Source organism: Achromobacter sp. LC458 (assembly GCF_001005835.2).
Classification (GTDB): Bacteria; Pseudomonadota; Gammaproteobacteria; order Burkholderiales; family Burkholderiaceae_B; genus Achromobacter; species Achromobacter spanius_B.
Window position 1 is genome coordinate 39,086 of sequence record NZ_LBHW02000026.1, and the last position, 16,699, is coordinate 55,784.

The following is a 16,699-nucleotide window of genomic DNA, read 5'->3' on the forward strand; positions in this document are numbered from 1 at the left end:
GCGCGGCCTGCTGGGCATCCATCAGCGCGTTGAGCTTCAGGATGTCCAGCAGATCGACGTCGCCGCGCTTGACGGCGTCCAGGCTGACATGGCGGGCCAGGATGGGCCGCCAGATGATCAGCTCTCGTTCGAAGCCTGCGTCGAACCGCCCGACAGGCTCGCCAACGTCGCGCGGGCCGGACCAAAGCGGCCGGCCCAACGCGCCAAAGGGCCGGCGAAGTTGTGCTCAAGGATGTGGAACAGCAACTCCAGGATCTCGGCATAGTCCGCAAACGCCAGCCCCCGGTGCGCCGGCGTCAGCTTCTGCGGCTCGCGGCCGGCCAGTTCGAAGCTGACCAGCTCCGGGTCGACCAAGCGCTCGGCCCAGCCGGCCAGCGCATCGCCGCCCAGCTTGGCCGACAGTTCGCGGAACGCATTGAGCATCGCGTTTTCGTCGCGGCCTTCGCCGGCGCCGTCCGCGCTGAACACCGAGGTCAGCATCGAGCCGGCGGCCGGCAGCACTTCTTTTTGCAGGTCGCCCAACAGCTTGAGCTGGCGAAACGGATCAAACCGAGAAATACGAAAGACGGTCGATCCGATGCTCACTTCCTTGATGGCGCTCATCAGGTATTGCCCCCGATCACGTGAATGGCCGGGCCGGTCTCGATCGTCCATTCACGGCTGCCGACCTTGGCGCCGTAGCCCGCGTCGGGCATCTTGACGATCCACGCGGAATCCGAGGCGTGCAGCGACGTGCCGCGCAGGTCGGTCACGGAAATCGGTACCGCGCCGTTGCCCTCGGTGGCGCGGTCGGCCTGGTGCAGCGCGGTCAAGGCGGCGTTGCTGGCGCTGGTCTGCATCAGCGTCAACGTGATGCGCAGGCGCGAGTCTCGCGACATCGATCGCGCCACCTCGCCGTCGACGCCGACGACCGAGGCGATGCCTTCGCCGATCTCCGTCACGGTGACAAAGGTGTCTTCGGCCAGGCCCGAAATGGGCAGCGCGCCCATCACGATCTTGACTTGGTTGGGTGCGTAGGTTTTGACTGACATGGATATGCCCCGATTACAGTTGTTGGTAGGTGAGGTTGCCCTTGATCTCGGCAACATGGATGGCGCCGGCCAGGCGGGCGCTGAAGCTCAGGTCGCGCAGAATGCGGTTGGCCTTGTCGTTCGTCGACACGCTGGCCGCGCGCGGCACGTTGATGACAAAGCCGGGAATCTTGCGGCCCGCGTCATCGATTTCGTCGGGCGCGACCAAGCCACGGCTCTGCCCCAGCAGCAGCGCCTGGCGGATGCCGTTGACCAGGACCTGGATGCCCGCGTCGGTATAGGGCACCTTGCCGTTGGCGTTGATCAGCTGCGATGCCACGTTGATCTTGACCTGCTCGGCCAGCCAGTCGCGGCCACGGATCACGTCGATCCATTCGCCGGCGGCGACCTTGCCGTTTTGCGTCACGGCAAAGTTGCGCATCTGCTCGAACGTGTTGGCGTTTTTCGCATGCGCGGCCAGCGCCTGGCCTTCGGTCAGGTTGTCGTAGGTCACGCCCGAAAGCCGCGTGTTGGCCCAGGTTTCACCCCCCGGATAGAAGGTGAAGCGGTTGGCGGCGACGGCGGCGTCCAGCGCTTCGCTATCGGCCTGGCCGTGGTACCACACATGCGTGCGGAAGTACTGCTTCTGCTGGCAGCGCGACGCGATGTCGTTGGACACGGCGGCGTCGATGATGCCCGCCTGCGCGCTGGATACGCCGAACAGGCGCTCGTTCGATTCCACCCATTCGGCGGCGTCCAACACATCCGCTTCCACACGGCTGGCCAGCGACACGCCGTACCAGTCGCCGTTCTCGCGCAGGCAAGCGTTCAGTGCGGCCGACGGCGTTTCGGTGCTGACCGGCGCGGCCAATTCCAGGTTGCCCGTCACGGCGATGGCGACGGCCTGGCCGGTCACATCGGCGGTCACCGCAACGTCCGCGCCGGTTGCGGTGGCCGTCACCGGTGCGTCGGTCTCGGCGATGGCGGCGGCGAGGGCCGTCGCGAGCGTCTGCGGCGTGCTGTCAGCGGCGCCCGCCACGCTGGCAGCCACCTTTTGCACGGCGCCATTCGCGTCACGCCAGGACAGCGACACGGCGTAGTCCGACACGGCGGCGCGCGTCACGGCAATGCGCGATGCATCCACCTGGCGGCGGCCGACAAAGACGCGAGCCACCGTCGGAATCTGTTTGAAGGCGTCGCGCACCGCGATGTACAGCGGGTCGTTCGGGGCGATGCCCATGTCCAGCAGCTCGCCTGCCTCGGTCACCGCCATGACGCGGTTGACGGCCAGCGCGTGTGCGCCAAGGATCAGGATGTCAGAGAAATTCTGCTCCTTGATCGCCGTGGTGTTCAGCGAGATCGCCACATTGACGATCCGGTCGATTTTTGCCATTTGCGGCTCCAAAAAAAAACCGCCCAAGGGCGGCGGGGGACAGCGTTAAGAAGACCTTGAACGTTAATTCGTCGCTTCGGTCTTCGCGGAAAATGAGGTTGTAAAGGAAGGCAGCAGCCCGCCCGTGGTCGTGATGTTGCCGGTCACCGTTTCGATGAGGCCGACAACATCCGTATAGGTCTGCGCGTAGCGAATGCCCAGGTCAAGTGCGCCCCGCGGCTCGCTCGTCGTGCCCGGGGTGGCGTCGTTGCCGTCGCGCGGCACGCGCTGCACGGGGCCGGCGTGAAACACCGCCAGGCCCAGCGCTTCCGCGCGATCATCGTGAACGGGATGGCGCAGTGCCAGCCCCAACTTGTCCAGGGCGCGATAGGCGGCAGCGCCCACGCTGCGCAGCTCGACGGTGGCATCGCGATGGTCACGCACCAGCTGATTACCGTCGGCGTCGACCGGGCCGGTTTCAGCGGGGCCGGCCTGCACCCAGCGTACGGCCAGCGCGATACAGGGCGGCGGCGGAACAGACGTTGCATCGTCGGAAAGAAACACCGGCACGCCGCCCGCGGCGGCCGTCACCAGCGTAAGGATTGCGTCTTCAGGCGTCATGTCGGTCACTGTTGGTTCCGGAAAAAAACAAAGCCCGCGAACCGGAGCGGTTGGCGGGCTGCATTTCGTGTGGGCGCAATGCCCCGCGGCTATTGTCTCAAATCCGGTCCCAAATGGGCATGGTTTTTATGAAGTGCATGTCCCAATTGCTGCCAGGAATACGTGGCGGATTTGGTGTTGCCGCCGCAGCGCTGGACATGCCCCGCGTCTAACAGATGGTCCAACACACGACGCGCGCCGCGACGCATTGCCTCTTGCGAGGCGGGCGTCAACGGCATGCCTCGGCTGACGTGCCGCAAGATCTCGGCCATTCTGAATTCGCGGCCGGGATACGCGGCCAGCAGGTCGATGACTTCGTGTGCGTATTTCATCGGAACGCCCTCCAGACTTCTTGCTTGAAGCTGCCCAGCGCCACTTTGTAGTACGGCAACGTGATGCCGATGACGCGACACGCCTTGTCCTGACGACCATGCGCGGGCAGGTCCCCGTAGTCGGCGCGGCGCGTGTATTCCGCCTGAACCACGCGCTGCTCCAGAAGCGGCAACGCTTCATACAGGGCGTGCACGCGGCGCGCGCGTTCATGATTCACGGGTATGCGCAGGGGCTCGTCGTCATCGTCGTGACCGGGCAGCGGCGGAAATTCGCACACGTCGGGCGTCTCGTGCAACATGCGGCGCGGGCCGGGCCAATCGCCTTCCCATTGCGACCTGGCCCAGTTATGAATTTCGTCTTCCACCCAACGCGGCATGCCGGCTTGTACTGACGGTGTATTTTTCATTTTCATTGTTTTGCGGTCCTTACTTTGCGATCCTGGCTTTGCGATCCGTGCTTTGCGGTCCTTAGCTGGCGCGCCGTTCGCGCGCGTTGGCCCATCGTTCATGCGCCGCATCGTCATGTGCCCTCCGGTTTGGCCGTGTGCCTGGCGTGCATCAACATGTCGGCGATGGCCTTGGTGGGATGCCCGCCGGACGCGATGCGCGCCTCCCAGCGTTCGATCCATTCGCGATGTGACCGGCTGCGGGCTGCCAGCATTTTTCCCGCACCCATTTTTCTCAGCGCGGCCTCGGCTTCGGCACGCGTGGCCAGCGTCTGTCCGGGCGCGGGCAACGCCGCGCGCGGTGCCGGGATGTCGGGCCATGCACCTTTTGCCAACTCTTCGGACAGCGTTCTTTCCCAACGGACTTTGATTGCGCCGAAGTTGCTGTTCAACAGGTCAACCGTGCTGACGCCCACCGCTGCCCAATACACCGCCGGGTGCGACCAGTCCCCCACCTCGCCACGACGCCGCGCCGACACGCCGCGCACCGCTTCGTGATAGGCAAGTTCGGGGATCAACCACGGGCAGCAAAGCTTCAGGAATTCCGGCAGCGTCGGCGGCCATTCCCGTGTCAGGCAGGCAGTGAGCCCGCGCCGCACTTGCGCTTCGGTCAGGCCAGCCAGCTTCTGGTTCCAGGAGTCTTTCAATTCGCGCGGCGTCAGGCCTTCCCATTGCTGCGCGAACTTGGCGCCGTACAACAAGTGCATTTCGTTGACGACCAGCGCGCCCAGCCCGACCGTCGATTCAACGACTGGCATCGATGACCCCCATGTCGATTTCGCCCCGGACATGGCCTTCGGCCAGCACGCTGCGCAATTCCGACGACCATTGCGCGCGTTGCCGCGATGGGTGGGCTGCCGTGACGCGGGCCGCCGCCCGCGGCGGAAACAGGCCCAGGTAGCCACTGGCGATACTGTGGGCAATGACGTCGCGCGCCGCCACGCCCTCGGCCCGGTAGCCGGCAAGCTGTTGCAGCTGGCGCCGCGCCGCCTCTTGGGTGATCGGCTTCTTGCGCGCTTTGCGGTCCGCCACCCAGCAAGCCCAATCGGCCCGATCCAGCCAATCAGGCAACGCACACTCGGCCGCATCGAAGGCGGGCTTGCCGGAGCGCCCGGGGGCCGTTTTCGGGATTGTCGATTCGGGTTGTGGTCGATCTGGTTGTGGTTCTGGTTGTGGTTCCTGGTTGGTTGCACGGATGTTCAACGGCTGTTGATCCGCTGCTTGCCTTGCCGGCATGCCTGCCTGCCGAGCGCGTTTGGCCGCGCTGGCTTTACCGGCTGCCGATTTGGCTTCCTTGTTGCCGTGATAACGCGCGATCTCCGCGTCACAGCGAGCATGTCGCCAGCCCTGCTCGGATTCCACGAAGAACTCGTGCAGCACCTGGACCACGGCGTTCTGCTCGTCGTCGGACCGCGCGATCAACAAGCGGCAAAGCTTGTCGATGTCTTGCGATAGCGGCGCTTCGGTGTCGTAGTAAAGCTCGATCAAGTCCCGGTAGACGCTGCGCTCGATGCGCGTCAGATGCCGCGTTGCGCTATTGAAGTCGCCGATGTGGTGGGGGTAATAGTTCATTGCGCCGTGATCCTTTCGGCCAGCTCCGGCCAGATTTGAGTGCAATCGGAAGGGCGCAAGTCGCGCCGGGTGACGGCGCCGTCGGTGGCGAATTCGATCAAGGCGCAGTGCTTGACCGGCACGGGCCGGCGGCCGGTGCGCCACTGATAGACCAGCGCGGGCGACACGCCCACGAGCCGGGCGAACATGGCAGCGGTCAGCGCCCCTTCCTGCTTGAAATAATCAGGTAGATTCATCACCAAAACTATAGCGACGCTACAGCTTATTAGCAAGCCATGCTATAGTTTTATTTGCATAGCATTGCTATATGAAAATGTGGACTATCGAAGAGGAAGCCGCCGCCCTGCGCGCACGCTTTGAAGGCGTGAACCGCGCGGCATTTGCTCGCGACCACCACGTGAAGGGCGGCCAGGCGATGATTTATCAACACATCACCGGCCGCCGTCCTATTGGGATCGAAGCGGCAATGGCCTACGCCGAAGGGTTCGGCTGCACGCTGGCGGCAATCAGCCCTCGTCTGGCAGCTGAAGCTAAAAAGGCCGCGTCGCTGTCGACCGCCGTCCCGCTTGCCGCCCCCACGGCCGACGCCCAATGGCCGTTTCCATCCGTGCCGGCATCGCTGATCCATGGGCTGGCGGATGACCAGGTCAAACGGCTGGAAGGCGCGCTGCTATTGGCGCTGGGCCAGATGGGCGTCAAGACCAAGGGTTCTGCGGGCCTGGGCAAGAACACAAGCCCTAAACGCGGTGCGCTCGTCAGCATCGAGAGCGTGGCGGACGAGTTTCCCATGGCGCCGATCTCGGCGGCCCCCTGGGACCCCGAAGGCGTCACCACGCATCAGGCCGAACGCATGCAGGCGCTGCGCATCAGCACGGCGGCCAATGTCGGCCACGTCGCCAACGCCGGCTACTCCGCCAACGATCAGGAATTCATGCCCGTCCCCGAACTGGACGTGCGCCTGGCCGCCGGCCGGCTTGGCATCGAGAACTACCACGAGACGGAGATCGGCGAGATCCTGTTGCGCCGGTCATTCCTGGAGTCGTTCAAGCTGCCCATCAGCCGCATGAAGATCGTGTATGCGCAAGGCGACAGCATGGAACCCGTCATCCGAAACGGCGGACCGATGCTGTTCTACGAAGACCCCGTCATCGACCCCCGCGAAATCGACCCGCGCACGGTCTACGCGATCAACCACGGCGGCAAGATGATCGTCAAATGCATCGCGCGCGGACGCGAGGGCGGCTGGCTGGCAAAATCGTTGAACCCCGCCTACGCGCCCTTTGCGCTTGAGAAAGAAGACGGCTGCGAAGTCCGCATCGTCGGACGCATCCTGTGGTCGCCGTACGACCTGCGAAATGGGGTGGACGAGCGCTTGCTGTAAGGCTCGTCCGCGAGTTAGCCACCCGTTCTACGCACCACCCACCGCCTTCACAACCTTGCCCGTGCCGCCGCATGTCTGGCACGGTCGGTCGTTCAGCTGACCACTTCCCGAGCAGTCAGGGCAATCCACTTCTCCGGTCCCAGGCGTGCCCGGCGCGGCGTCATCGCCGGGGTTGATATCTTGTTGCGCGGATGGGGTGGTTTGCGGCGGTTGTTGCTGCTGCTGTTGCTGCTGTTGCTGCTGTTGCCGCTGTAGGGGCGGTCGCTGTTGCTGTGCTTGATGCTGGCTTGCCACCTGTTGCTGTCGTCCTGACGCCTGCTGCGGTGGCGCTGACCGTTGTGGCTGTGGCGCGGGGTTCGCCCGCTGTGGCTGATGCGTCTGAAGTGTCGGCTCGTCCATCACGTTCCCCCGTTTCGGTTGCCCGCACGCTGACGTCTTGCGCGCGGGATAAACGAACGGCACGCAGCAATCGCCATGCCGCAAGGGGCACATCACGGAGGCGCGCATCGGGCGCGAACGTGCGCCATTTGAATAGTCGGCCATGTGCCTATCCGCTTAACAGTCGCGACGTGCGCGCGCGGGTGCGATCCCTACACGTCGCTTGCAATATTGACCGACGGCGCCGCTCCGCAGGCCCGCTTCGGAAGGCCGCTTCGCAGGCGTCGCCCGACACCGCCTTTCCCTCTCGCCTGCACGGCACGCGGTTTGCGGTCCGACCCGCGCAGCGGCACCGTCCATCCGCCGCGCCCCGAGACGGTTTGAGATCAGGAGGCCCCTCCATGAAAGTGCATCACCTGAACTGCATTTCAACTTGCCCCGCTGGGGGCCGGCTGATGGACGGCCGGTCATCGTGGCTGGCCACGCGCGGCCGGCTGTGCTGCCACTGCGTCTTGCTGGAATTGGATTCGGGCGGGTTGGCGCTGCTGGACACCGGACTGGGCTTGCAGGACGTGGCGCATCCGCGCCCCCGGTTAAGCGCGTTCTTTCTGGCCCTGGTGAAGCCCGAATGGAAAGCCGCCATGACGGCCCGACGGCAAATCGAGGCGCTGGGATTTTCCGCATCGGACGTGCGTCACATCATCCTGACGCATCTGGACTTCGACCACGCAGGCGGACTCGACGATTTCCCGCAGGCGACCGTGCACATGATGCGGGCCGAAGCCGACGTGGCGCAGCGGCAAGGCACGTGGATGGACCGCCAGCGTTTTCGGCCGCAGCAATGGTCGTCCCGCGAACGTTGGCAGGTGTACGACGAAGCCGCCGGCGAGTCCTGGTACGGCTTCAAGCGGGCGCGTCCCTTGGCAGGCTTGCCCGCCGAGATTGCAATGATTCCGCTGCGAGGCCACACCGTGGGTCACGCGGGCATCGCCGTCAACCGAGGCGCCAGCTGGATGCTGCTGGCAGGCGACGCATACTTTCACGCAAACGAGATGGCGCTGGACCGGCCAAGTTGCCCCATCGGCCTGCGCATGTATCAGCACATGCTGGACCACGATCGCGCGGCGCGCCTGGGTAACCAGCATCGGCTGCGCGAACTGATCCGCACGAAAGGCGGCGAAGTGGACGTGTTTTCGGGGCACGACACCGAGGAATTCCAACGTCTGGCCGGACGGCCCGCGTAGCCGGCGATGTATTCGACTGTCCAACGGAAGGCGGTGAAAGCCGTGCAAGGCTTGCTGGGTATGGCGCGCTGTATGGTGAGCCGGGTGCGGTGCGCTGGAAGTGGCGTGCTCCGTGTGGCGTGCCGGGTGTGGCGTGCCGGGCCGCGCCTCAGGCCGCAGTTCCCAAACCTTCGCCCGGGCCACGACCTGAGACGCTCCACGGCCTACAGCGCAGTTACGCGCGGCACAGCTTTCAAGCCCATGCGTCAACGCCGCCCACGCGGCAGACAAAGCGCCAGCCCCGCCGCCACCACAGCCGCAAGCAGAACAGTGCGTTGGTGCATCGCCAGTTGCGTGTACACGCTGTGCCGGCGCGGATGCAGCGGCGTCGACGGATGCTCGCCGCCCCCTTCGTACAGTGAGTCCGACCCGCCCCCCGCCGGCATGTCTCCGCGCTGGTGCCGGAACAGCCAGCTTGTCATACGGTCGGCCAGCGTCGGCATATTCTGACCCAACGCCGAAATCGCGCGCGACGCGCTGCCCACGTGAAGATCCCGGGTCGGATACTGCGCCCCGTGCAAAATCGCTTCGGCAACGGTGTCGGCCGCATATACCGGCGGCGGCAGGTTAGGCTGCACATCCATGTAATTGCGCGCGTGCGCGGCAAACCCGGTTGCGACAGAAGCCGGCTTGATCAACGTGACAGATACCGGCGCCTGGCTTTCGCGCAGCTCCATCCGCAGCGCATCGGTAAAACCCTTGACCGCGTGCTTGGCGGCGGAATAGGCGCCTTGCAGCGGCACCGCGCGATCCGACACTTCGCTGCCCACATTGATCAAGGCGCCGCCCGATTGCTTCAAGTGCCGCACCGCCGCCATCGAGCCGTACACCACGCCCCAATAGACGGTATCGAACAGCTTGCGCTGATCCTCGACCGGCACCTGTTCCAACGTACCAAAGATGGAAACGCCGGCGTTGTTAACCCAGGTGTCCACCCGCCCGTAGTGCTGCACGGCCTGTTCCAGGATACGGTCATGATCCTCGGCAACCCCCACATCGGCCACCACGGTAATAGCCGCCCCACCCGCCTGGACGATATCGTCCGCCACGCGGGTCAACGCCTCTTCCTGCCTGCCCGCCAAAACCACTTTCGCGCCCTGCTTCGCAGCCATCCTGGCCGTGGCCGCGCCAATACCACTGCCCGCGCCAGTGATGACGATCACCTGGTCACGCAGTGCTTTCAATTTCAATCTGGGTTGATACATGTGAGCCTCCCGGTCAGCGGCGCGCAACATGCGCGGCTGTGGGAGGGCAGCAAGGGACATGCCTGAAGGGGGCTATGGCAGAAGGGTCGCGGCTTCAGGAGGAGCCGGGCGGGGCGATGCTTGCCCGCGCGCGCGACGGGCTGCCGAGACGGCGCGGTCGTTCAGTGTTTGCCCGGAAAATCGGCAGGCCACCGCATCTTGCGGGGCGGGTCTTCCGCGGATTTGTTCTTGCCGGTTTCCTGGGGAGTTTCCTGGGTGGAATCCTGGGCGGGATCCACCGGCTTTTCGGGACGGACAATATCCGTCTCCATTTCCTTTTGTTTTCCCTTGTCGGGCTGCTGGATATCGCTCATCGGCTCCTCACATGCAACGACACAATCGATGGAATCTTTCCACAAGCGCGGGATTTTTTAAAGAGGCTCTTGGACTAAGCCGTCCGGCAAAAATCCGGGAAAATCAAAAACAAAAAAGGCGCTTAGGATGACCTAAGCGCCTTTCTTGACAAATTCTTTGGGGTGGCTGATGGGGCTCGAACCCACGACAACCGGAATCACAATCCGGGACTCTACCAACTGAGCTACAGCCACCTCTGGTGCTTCTTTGCCGTGCTTCAGAAGAAGCTCAACAACGAAGAGGCCGAACTATAGCATATTTTTTCTGCGTGTCAAAAGCCCCCTTTTGCCTTTGCATTGCCAATGCCACGCACCTTGCTATTCTTCCGCATGGCTCACTTCCCAAGGCTGGTTTTCACGTCATTGCTATGGATCGCATACACGCAATTTTGATCGATTACTGGCCTCATCTGGTCTTTGCCACCAGCATCGTGGCAGGGACGGGCGCGGCGGTGCATGCCGCGATGACCAAGCAGGATGTGCGGGCGGCGATTGGGTGGGTGGGGGTGGCGCTGTTTTCTCCGTTGTTTGGCGCCCTCTTCTATTTTGTGGCCGGCATTAATCGCATCCGCAAGACGCGGGTGTCGCAGTTGCGCGACGAGACCATGGTGGTGGATGCCGAGCAGGTGGATACCCTGCCGGTGGATGTGGCGGCGGTATCCGGTCCGCAGTTTGCGTCGCTGAAAATACTGGGGGATCGCGTCAGCCGGTTTCGGCTGTTGGGTGGCAATGCGGTGCAGCCGCTGGACGGCGGGGACGAAGCCTATCCGGCCATGATGCAGGCCATACGCGAAGCGCGTAGCGCCATCGCGATGCAAAGCTATATCTTCGATAACGACGAGATCGGCCGCGAGATGGCCGAAGCGCTGATTGAAGCGCAAGGGCGCGGCGTGCAGGTGCGTGTGTTGATCGACGCCATCGGCTCCAAGTATTCGCGTCCGCCCATCGTGCGCATGTTGGCGCGCGGCGGCGTGCCCGTGGCGCGCTTCATGACGAATCCGCTGGGCGTGCTGCGCATGCCTTACGCCAATCTGCGCAGCCACCGCAAGGTGTTGGTCATCGATGGACGCGTGGGCTTTTCGGGCGGCATGAACGTGCGGGCGGCGTTTGTGACGGCGCTGGCGGGCAAGGCCGTCAATCACGACACGCATTTCCGCATGGAGGGGCCGATCGTGACGCAGCTGATGTCGGTGTTCGCGCACGATTGGAATTTCACCACGCACGAATCGCTGCCCGCGCGCCCGTGGTTCGACCCGCACGCGCTGCCGCCGACTGGCAACGTGCCGATGCGCTGCGTGCCGTCGGGCCCGGACCGCGCGCTGGGCAGCTCACACAATATGCTGCTGGGCGCGCTGGCGGTGGCGCAGCATCACGTGCGCATTCAGTCGCCCTATTTCCTGCCTGACCAGACGTTGATCGGCGCGCTGGCTACGGCGGCGCGGCGCGGCATCCGCGTAGACATCGTCATCCCCGACAAGAACAATCTGCGGCTGGTGGACTACGCCATGTCGGCGCAGTTGGACCAGGTGGTGCGCACGGGCTGCCATGTGTGGCGGGCGGTGGGCACGTTCGACCACTCCAAGCTGATGACGGTGGACGACGCCTGGGCCTACGTCGGTTCGTCGAACCTGGACCCGCGCAGCCTGCGCTTGAACTTCGAGCTGGACACCGAAATCTATGACCCCGGCGTGGCGCGCTGGATCGGCAAGCGCATCGATGCGCTGATCGATCATGCCAAACCGGAAACGCTGGACACCCTGGCCCAGGCGCCGTTTGCCAAACGGCTGCGCAACAAGGTCATCTGGCTGGCTACCCCGTATTTGTGACGCTTCGACAACACGCGTCAACAACACGCCTAGACAACACGCTTCAACTACACGCGCCAACCACACGCGCCAACCCCAACACCGCCGAACCTTTCTGCACGATGCGTTATGAACTGACCGACCTGCGCCTGTTCCTTGCCATCGCCGAGGCGCAAAGCCTGTCCGGCGGCGCCAATACGGTGCACCTTACCGCTTCGTCCGCCAGCTACCGCCTGAAGAATCTGGAAGCGGCGATGGGCGTGCCGCTGTTCAAGCGCGAAGCACGCGGGATGGAGTTGACGACGGAAGGCGCGTTTGTGCTCAAGCACGTGCGGTCGCTGCTGGCCGGCGTAGAACGCATGCACGGCGAAGTCAGCGGCTTTGCCAGTGGCCTGAAAGGCAGCGTCAAGCTGTTTGCCAACAGCAGTTCGCTCAACGGCTTCATCGTGCCCAGCCTTAGCCGGTTTCTGTCGGCGAATCCGAACGTGAACATCCTGCTGGAAGAGCGGTCCAGCACCACGATCGAGGCCGCTATCGCGGGACAGGAAGCGGATATCGGCATCTTTGCTGGTCATGCCGAATCGGCCGGCGTGCAGGCGGTGCGCTATGCCATCGACGAACTGATCATCGCGGCGCCGCCGAACCACCCGGTGGCGCAGCATTCGCCGGTACGCTTTCCGGCGATGCTGGACCTGGATTTTGTCTGCATGAGCCGTGCCAGCAGCAACTACATCTTCCTGCGCGACATGGCCAAGCTGGCGGGCAAGACGCCCAAGGTGCGCATCCACGTGCACACCTTCGACGCCGTGCTGTCCATGGTGCAGGCCGGCGTGGGCGTATCGCTGGTGCCGCGCAGCGTTGCGGCCACCGCGCTGCGTGAACAGCGCATTGCGGCGGTGGCCATCAGCGAACCCTGGGCGCGCCGTGAATTGACGCTGGTGACGCAAGCCAACGTGCCGCTGTCACCCTTCGTGGAGCAGGTTGCCGAATATCTGCTGGACGATCCGATCGTTGCAGCGACGCGCGGCGGGTTGGACTGATCCCCCCCTGCTCAACCCACCTCAACCCAGCTCAGGCCGGCCCAGCGCAGTTCACCCCTGATCAACCCTTGCCGCGCCGCTTGCTGGCCAGAAACTCGTTCATGAACTTCTGCGGTTCGCCGGTATTGAACGCGGCGCCGAATTCCGCCACGCTGTCCTCGATGGCGTCGTCAACCGACATCGTTTCCCAGCGGCGCAACAGCTTCTTCTGCTGACGCAGAGCCTCCGGCCCCAGCGCGGCAAAGCGCTGCGCCAGCTTGTAGACGGTTTCGTCCAGCTGCGCCTGCAGCACGGCGGCATTGACCAGCCCCCAGTCCTGTGCGCGACGCGCGTCGATCAGTTCGCCCGTCAACAGCATCCACGCGCTGTGGGCCGCCCCGATTAAGCGCGGCATCAGCGCCGCGTGGATCACCGAGGGGATGCCGACCTTGACCTCGGGCATGCCGAACTGCGCTTCGTCGGCGCAGATGCGCAAGTCGCACGCCAGCGCGAACTCCAACCCGCCGCCCAGGCACCAGCCGGGTATGCGGGCGATGACGGGCACGGGAAAGTGGCGGACGGCGTTGCACAGGTCGCGCAGATTAGCGATGAAGCGCTGGGCGCTGGACGCATCCAGCGAGGCCATTTCGGCGATATCGGCACCCGCCACGAAGGCGCGGTCGCCCGCGCCGCGCAGCACCAGCACGCGCACCGCCTTGTTGTGGCTCAACTGGGACAATGCGTGCCGCAGGCCATTGATGACGGGCGTACTCAAGATGTTCAGCACGCCGGCGTCCTGCATGGTCAGCGTGGCGATGCCGGCCGCGTCAATGCGGACGTCGGCGTGGGGAAGAGACAGATTCATGGTGTTCACAAGCGCTCCGGTCACTGCATTTTCTGAAATTTGATGTCTTCGACCACCGTTTTCCAATGCCCGTACGACTGCGCGATCAACGCGCCGAATGCGTCGCGCGACATCGGGCTGGGCACGGCACCCTGTCTTTCGATGGCGTCTACCGTTGCCGGGTCCGCCAGGGCCTGGCGCACGGCCGCGTTCAATTTATCCAGCACCGGCGCGGGCGTGCCGGCGGGTGCGGCCAGGCCAAACCATGACGGGTTGTTCATGGCGGGCAGCCCGGCTTCGGCATAGGTCGGCACGTCGGGCAACACCTTCAGCCGTTCGCGGGCCGCCACGGCCAAGGGGCGGATGCGCTGCGCCTGGATCAGCGGATACGACGACGGAATATTGTCGAACACGACCTGCACCTGCCCGGCCACCAGATCGTTCAACGCGGGCCCCAGACCCTTGTACGGCACATGCAGCATGCGCGTGCCCGTCGTCTTCATGAACAGTTCGCCGTTCATGTGGCTTAAGCCGCCATTGCCGGATGAGCCGAACGCGTACTTGTTGGGATCGGCCTTGAGCAAGGCCAGGAACGCCGTCAGATTTTGCGCCGGCAACGCCGGGTTCACGACCAGCACGTTGGGTACGTCCGCCAGGTTGCTGATGGGCGCAAAGTCCTGGACCGGGTCGTAGAGGCTCTTGGCGTAGACGTTCGGATTGACGGCGTGCGAGCTCTCCACGGCCATTACCAGGGTGTAGCCGTCGGCCGGCTGCTTGGCGGCGTAGGCGGACCCGATGCTGCCCCCGGCGCCCGGTTTGTTTTCGATGATGACGGACTGGCCCAGCTGCGCGCCCAGCTTGTTGCCCACGACGCGCGCGATGATGTCGGTGGTGCCGCCCACGGCATACGGCACCACCAGGCGGATGGGCTTGTCGGGATACTCGGCGGCGGCCAGGCCGGGTACGGCCAGGCCAGCAAAAAACATGGCAAGCGGTATTTTTTTGATGATTGTCATTGTTGTCTCCTCGGGATGAATCAGGTCTTCAAAGCGTGGGCGGACGGCCTGGCGCGGCGTCGGTGTGGCCGACCGGCATGGCGTGGGGCCGCGCGCCCAGCACCGCGTCGGTGTGTTCGCCCAGCAAAGGCGGCGCGGCGCCCAACGCGTCGGCGGGCGAGCCGGCCAGCAAGGGGTTGCGCACCAGCCGCATGTCGCCCAGCACGGGATGCACGGTGGCCTGAACCAGTTGGCGGTGGCGCACCTGCGGATGCGCAAAGACCTCGTCCAGCGTGTGGATCGGCCCCCATGGCACGCCCGCGGCGTCGAACGCGTCGGTCCAATGCTTGCGCGGCGCGCCGGCCAGCGCTTGCGCCACTTGCGCGCGCAAGCTGTCCAGGTGCAAAAGGCGCGCGCTGTTGGTGGCGTAGCGCGTATCCAGTGCCCAGTCGGGATGACCGACCACACCGCAGAAACGCGTAAATTGGGCGTCGTTGCCAATCGCCAGAATCAAATGGCCATCGGCGCAGGCGAACACTTCGTAGGGCGCGCAATTGGGATGCGCGTTGCCGCTGCGCTGGGGCGCCACGCCGGACGCCAGGTAGTTGGCGCCCTGGTTGGCGTTCATGGCCACGGCAACATCCAGCAAGCAGATGTCCAGCGGCATGCCCTGCCCCGTAAGGTCGCGCTGGCGCAAGGCGGCCAACACGGCGGTCGTGGCATACATGCCCGTCATCAGGTCCACCACGGCGACGCCGGTGCGCAAGGGGCCGGCGCCGGGCGTACCGTCAGGCTGACCGGTGTAGCTCATCAAGCCGCCCATGCCCTGGAACACGTAGTCATAGCCGGGCTTGTCCGCCATGGGGCCGGACTGGCCGTAGCCGGTAATGGACAGGTAGATCAGGCGCGGGTTGATGCGCGCCAGCGACGCGTAGTCCAAGCCGTATTTGCGCAGGCCGCCGGACTTGTAGTTCTCGACCAGGATGTCGGCGTCGGCGACAAGTTCGCGCACGCGGGCCGCGCCCGCCTCCGAGGCAAAGTCGATGGCGACCGACTGCTTGCCACGGTTGCACGCCATGAAATAGGCCGACATGGCCGCCTTGCCGTCGTCGGCGCGCAAGTCGGGCGGCCCCCAGCCGCGCGTGTCATCGCCGCGCGTGGGGTGTTCGATCTTGATGACCTGGGCGCCCAGGTCGGCCAGGTTCTGCGTGCACCAGGGGCCGGCAAGAATGCGCGACAGGTCCACGACCTTGATGCCGCAGAGGGCGTTGTGAAGCATAGTGTCTCCGTGATTCAACTGCTTTCGGAGAATTATGTTCGCGCCCTCGTCCCACGAGGAGTTGAATGTTTCGAACGCTGCGTTCGACAGCGTTCAACGCGCGGCCGGACGCTTAGCCGTCGGACACCGGCGAGGGCGCGGCACGCACGGCGAACACGGCGTTTGCTTTGAGCATGACGCGGCCGTCGACCCGCAACAGGCAATGGGCGTAGATCAGTCGCTTGCCCTGCTTGTCGATCTGCACATGGGCTTCAAGCCAGTCGCCGGGCTGCACGGCGCTAAGGTATTCCACCGACATCTGCACGGTCACGATCGACACTTGCGCCTGTTCGGCAATGGTGAAGCCCAGCGCGCTATCCGCCAAGGTGGCAAGCAAGCCGCCGTGCGCCATGCCGTGCATGTTGGTGTGCGCGTGGTTGACGCGCAGCGCCAGCACGTTGTCCGTGTCGCGCCGGTACAGCGCGCCCAGGTCGGCCAGATGGGTCATGAACGGGCTGCTGGGGCGCCATGGCGCAAAACCTTCGGGGATGGATTCAGTCATGGCGGGAAAATCGATGGCAATCCGACATTGGATGGCTGAAAGTACCGCAAAGCCGGCCCCGGCGAACATGGCCGGCGGCAAGAGGTGTACGCGCAGCGAACGAAGCGGGGCGTATGGCGCGCCGGGCACCGCCCAAGCGCGGACGGGCTTCGTTCCGGTGGAAATCTAAGAGTAAGATTTACGCC

General features: G+C 64.6%; 19 protein-coding genes and 1 tRNA gene. 4 read left to right on the top strand and 16 right to left on the bottom strand.

The annotated features are described in order from the left end of the window. Positions 1-117: 117 nt before the first annotated feature. The 9 genes from YH64_RS20235 to YH64_RS20275 form a co-directional block, all read right to left on the bottom strand. Entirely contained in the window at positions 118-603 is a 486-nt protein-coding gene (locus YH64_RS20235) for a phage tail assembly chaperone (protein ID WP_046805983.1), read from the bottom strand. Next, a complete protein-coding gene (locus tag YH64_RS20240; protein ID WP_046805984.1) occupies positions 603-1,031 on the bottom strand; it encodes a phage protein in 429 nt (142 codons plus the stop codon). The genes YH64_RS20235 and YH64_RS20240 overlap by 1 nt, the downstream gene beginning before the upstream one ends. Positions 1,032-1,044: 13 nt before the next feature. Beyond that, on the bottom strand, positions 1,045-2,403 hold the full coding sequence (locus tag YH64_RS20245) for a DUF3383 family protein (RefSeq protein WP_046805985.1): 1,359 nt from the start codon (positions 2,401-2,403) through the stop codon (positions 1,045-1,047). 63 nt (positions 2,404-2,466) lie between these two features. Continuing rightward, positions 2,467-3,003 carry a hypothetical protein gene (locus YH64_RS20250; RefSeq protein ID WP_046806024.1) on the bottom strand — a complete coding sequence of 179 codons (537 nt, stop codon included), beginning with the start codon at positions 3,001-3,003 and terminating at the stop codon, positions 2,467-2,469. A gap of 89 nt (positions 3,004-3,092) precedes the next feature. After that, positions 3,093-3,374 carry a hypothetical protein gene (locus YH64_RS20255; RefSeq protein WP_046805986.1) on the bottom strand — a complete coding sequence of 94 codons (282 nt, stop codon included), beginning with the start codon at positions 3,372-3,374 and terminating at the stop codon, positions 3,093-3,095. Then, a complete protein-coding gene (locus tag YH64_RS20260) occupies positions 3,371-3,787 on the bottom strand; it encodes a hypothetical protein (RefSeq protein WP_240433928.1) in 417 nt (138 codons plus the stop codon). Before YH64_RS20260 ends, YH64_RS20255 begins: the two co-directional genes overlap by 4 nt. 107 nt (positions 3,788-3,894) lie before the next feature. Continuing rightward, positions 3,895-4,578 carry a hypothetical protein gene (locus YH64_RS20265; RefSeq protein WP_046805988.1) on the bottom strand — a complete coding sequence of 228 codons (684 nt, stop codon included), beginning with the start codon at positions 4,576-4,578 and terminating at the stop codon, positions 3,895-3,897. Next, positions 4,565-5,437, bottom strand: a complete 873-nt coding sequence (locus YH64_RS20270) for a YdaU family protein (RefSeq protein WP_255444590.1) — start codon at positions 5,435-5,437, stop codon at positions 4,565-4,567. Before YH64_RS20270 ends, YH64_RS20265 begins: the two co-directional genes overlap by 14 nt. Further along, complete coding sequence (locus YH64_RS20275; RefSeq protein WP_046805990.1) at positions 5,389-5,628, bottom strand: YdaS family helix-turn-helix protein; 240 nt, start codon at positions 5,626-5,628, stop codon at positions 5,389-5,391. The genes YH64_RS20270 and YH64_RS20275 overlap by 49 nt, the downstream gene beginning before the upstream one ends. Positions 5,629-5,699: 71 nt before the next feature. On the opposite strand from YH64_RS20275, the gene YH64_RS20280 reads away from it, so the two are divergent. Both YH64_RS20280 and YH64_RS20290 read left to right on the top strand, forming a co-directional pair. Further along, the gene (locus YH64_RS20280; protein ID WP_046805991.1) at positions 5,700-6,773 is read left to right on the top strand and encodes a S24 family peptidase; all 1,074 of its coding nucleotides are present in this window, start codon (positions 5,700-5,702) and stop codon (positions 6,771-6,773) included. A 779-nt stretch (positions 6,774-7,552) separates the two neighbouring features. Next, positions 7,553-8,395 (top strand): MBL fold metallo-hydrolase, encoded by an 843-nt coding sequence (locus tag YH64_RS20290; protein WP_046805992.1) that lies wholly within the window; start codon positions 7,553-7,555, stop codon positions 8,393-8,395. Between the two features lie 245 nt (positions 8,396-8,640). On the opposite strand, the gene YH64_RS20295 is transcribed toward YH64_RS20290, so the two are convergent. The 3 genes from YH64_RS20295 to YH64_RS20305 all read right to left on the bottom strand — a co-directional run bounded on the left by YH64_RS20295 (position 8,641) and on the right by YH64_RS20305 (position 10,226). After that, positions 8,641-9,639 (bottom strand): SDR family oxidoreductase, encoded by a 999-nt coding sequence (locus tag YH64_RS20295; protein WP_046805993.1) that lies wholly within the window; start codon positions 9,637-9,639, stop codon positions 8,641-8,643. Positions 9,640-9,800: 161 nt separating this feature from the next. Next, the gene (locus YH64_RS20300) at positions 9,801-9,992 is read right to left on the bottom strand and encodes a hypothetical protein (RefSeq protein WP_046805994.1); all 192 of its coding nucleotides are present in this window, start codon (positions 9,990-9,992) and stop codon (positions 9,801-9,803) included. A 158-nt stretch (positions 9,993-10,150) separates the two neighbouring features. Further along, positions 10,151-10,226, bottom strand: a tRNA-His gene (locus YH64_RS20305). Between the two features lie 173 nt (positions 10,227-10,399). Between YH64_RS20305 and YH64_RS20310 the strand changes: the two genes are divergently transcribed. Continuing rightward, complete coding sequence (locus YH64_RS20310; protein WP_046805995.1) at positions 10,400-11,857, top strand: phospholipase D-like domain-containing protein; 1,458 nt, start codon at positions 10,400-10,402, stop codon at positions 11,855-11,857. 101 nt (positions 11,858-11,958) lie between these two features. Further along, complete coding sequence (locus YH64_RS20315; RefSeq protein WP_046805996.1) at positions 11,959-12,876, top strand: LysR family transcriptional regulator; 918 nt, start codon at positions 11,959-11,961, stop codon at positions 12,874-12,876. 61 nt (positions 12,877-12,937) lie between these two features. On the opposite strand, the gene YH64_RS20320 is transcribed toward YH64_RS20315, so the two are convergent. The 4 genes from YH64_RS20320 to YH64_RS20335 all read right to left on the bottom strand — a co-directional run bounded on the left by YH64_RS20320 (position 12,938) and on the right by YH64_RS20335 (position 16,514). Next, positions 12,938-13,720: an enoyl-CoA hydratase gene (locus YH64_RS20320; protein WP_046805997.1), complete on the bottom strand. Its 783-nt coding sequence runs from the start codon at positions 13,718-13,720 to the stop codon at positions 12,938-12,940. A 20-nt stretch (positions 13,721-13,740) separates the two neighbouring features. Next, positions 13,741-14,715: a Bug family tripartite tricarboxylate transporter substrate binding protein gene (locus YH64_RS20325; protein WP_370512766.1), complete on the bottom strand. Its 975-nt coding sequence runs from the start codon at positions 14,713-14,715 to the stop codon at positions 13,741-13,743. Between the two features lie 28 nt (positions 14,716-14,743). Next, a complete protein-coding gene (locus tag YH64_RS20330; protein WP_046805998.1) occupies positions 14,744-15,973 on the bottom strand; it encodes a CaiB/BaiF CoA-transferase family protein in 1,230 nt (409 codons plus the stop codon). Between the two features lie 112 nt (positions 15,974-16,085). Beyond that, positions 16,086-16,514 (bottom strand): PaaI family thioesterase, encoded by a 429-nt coding sequence (locus YH64_RS20335; protein ID WP_046806026.1) that lies wholly within the window; start codon positions 16,512-16,514, stop codon positions 16,086-16,088. Between the last annotated feature and the right edge of the window lie 185 nt (positions 16,515-16,699).

What these genes read in the sequence shown, in the direction of transcription:
- YH64_RS20275 (WP_046805990.1), bottom strand. Translation starts at nt 5,628, where the DNA reads ATGAATCTACCTGATTATTTCAAGCAGGAAGGGGCGCTGACCGCTGCC.
- YH64_RS20260 (WP_240433928.1), bottom strand. Translation starts at nt 3,787, where the DNA reads ATGAAAATGAAAAATACACCGTCAGTACAAGCCGGCATGCCGCGTTGG.
- YH64_RS20240 (WP_046805984.1), bottom strand. Translation starts at nt 1,031, where the DNA reads ATGTCAGTCAAAACCTACGCACCCAACCAAGTCAAGATCGTGATGGGC.
- YH64_RS20265 (WP_046805988.1), bottom strand. Translation starts at nt 4,578, where the DNA reads ATGCCAGTCGTTGAATCGACGGTCGGGCTGGGCGCGCTGGTCGTCAAC.
- YH64_RS20295 (WP_046805993.1), bottom strand. Translation starts at nt 9,639, where the DNA reads ATGTATCAACCCAGATTGAAATTGAAAGCACTGCGTGACCAGGTGATC.
- YH64_RS20320 (WP_046805997.1), bottom strand. Translation starts at nt 13,720, where the DNA reads ATGAATCTGTCTCTTCCCCACGCCGACGTCCGCATTGACGCGGCCGGC.
- YH64_RS20315 (WP_046805996.1), top strand. Translation starts at nt 11,959, where the DNA reads ATGCGTTATGAACTGACCGACCTGCGCCTGTTCCTTGCCATCGCCGAG.
- YH64_RS20235 (WP_046805983.1), bottom strand. Translation starts at nt 603, where the DNA reads ATGAGCGCCATCAAGGAAGTGAGCATCGGATCGACCGTCTTTCGTATT.
- YH64_RS20310 (WP_046805995.1), top strand. Translation starts at nt 10,400, where the DNA reads ATGGATCGCATACACGCAATTTTGATCGATTACTGGCCTCATCTGGTC.
- YH64_RS20250 (WP_046806024.1), bottom strand. Translation starts at nt 3,003, where the DNA reads ATGACGCCTGAAGACGCAATCCTTACGCTGGTGACGGCCGCCGCGGGC.
- YH64_RS20335 (WP_046806026.1), bottom strand. Translation starts at nt 16,514, where the DNA reads ATGACTGAATCCATCCCCGAAGGTTTTGCGCCATGGCGCCCCAGCAGC.
- YH64_RS20245 (WP_046805985.1), bottom strand. Translation starts at nt 2,403, where the DNA reads ATGGCAAAAATCGACCGGATCGTCAATGTGGCGATCTCGCTGAACACC.
- YH64_RS20325 (WP_370512766.1), bottom strand. Translation starts at nt 14,715, where the DNA reads ATGACAATCATCAAAAAAATACCGCTTGCCATGTTTTTTGCTGGCCTG.
- YH64_RS20330 (WP_046805998.1), bottom strand. Translation starts at nt 15,973, where the DNA reads ATGCTTCACAACGCCCTCTGCGGCATCAAGGTCGTGGACCTGTCGCGC.
- YH64_RS20300 (WP_046805994.1), bottom strand. Translation starts at nt 9,992, where the DNA reads ATGAGCGATATCCAGCAGCCCGACAAGGGAAAACAAAAGGAAATGGAG.
- YH64_RS20255 (WP_046805986.1), bottom strand. Translation starts at nt 3,374, where the DNA reads ATGAAATACGCACACGAAGTCATCGACCTGCTGGCCGCGTATCCCGGC.
- YH64_RS20280 (WP_046805991.1), top strand. Translation starts at nt 5,700, where the DNA reads ATGAAAATGTGGACTATCGAAGAGGAAGCCGCCGCCCTGCGCGCACGC.
- YH64_RS20290 (WP_046805992.1), top strand. Translation starts at nt 7,553, where the DNA reads ATGAAAGTGCATCACCTGAACTGCATTTCAACTTGCCCCGCTGGGGGC.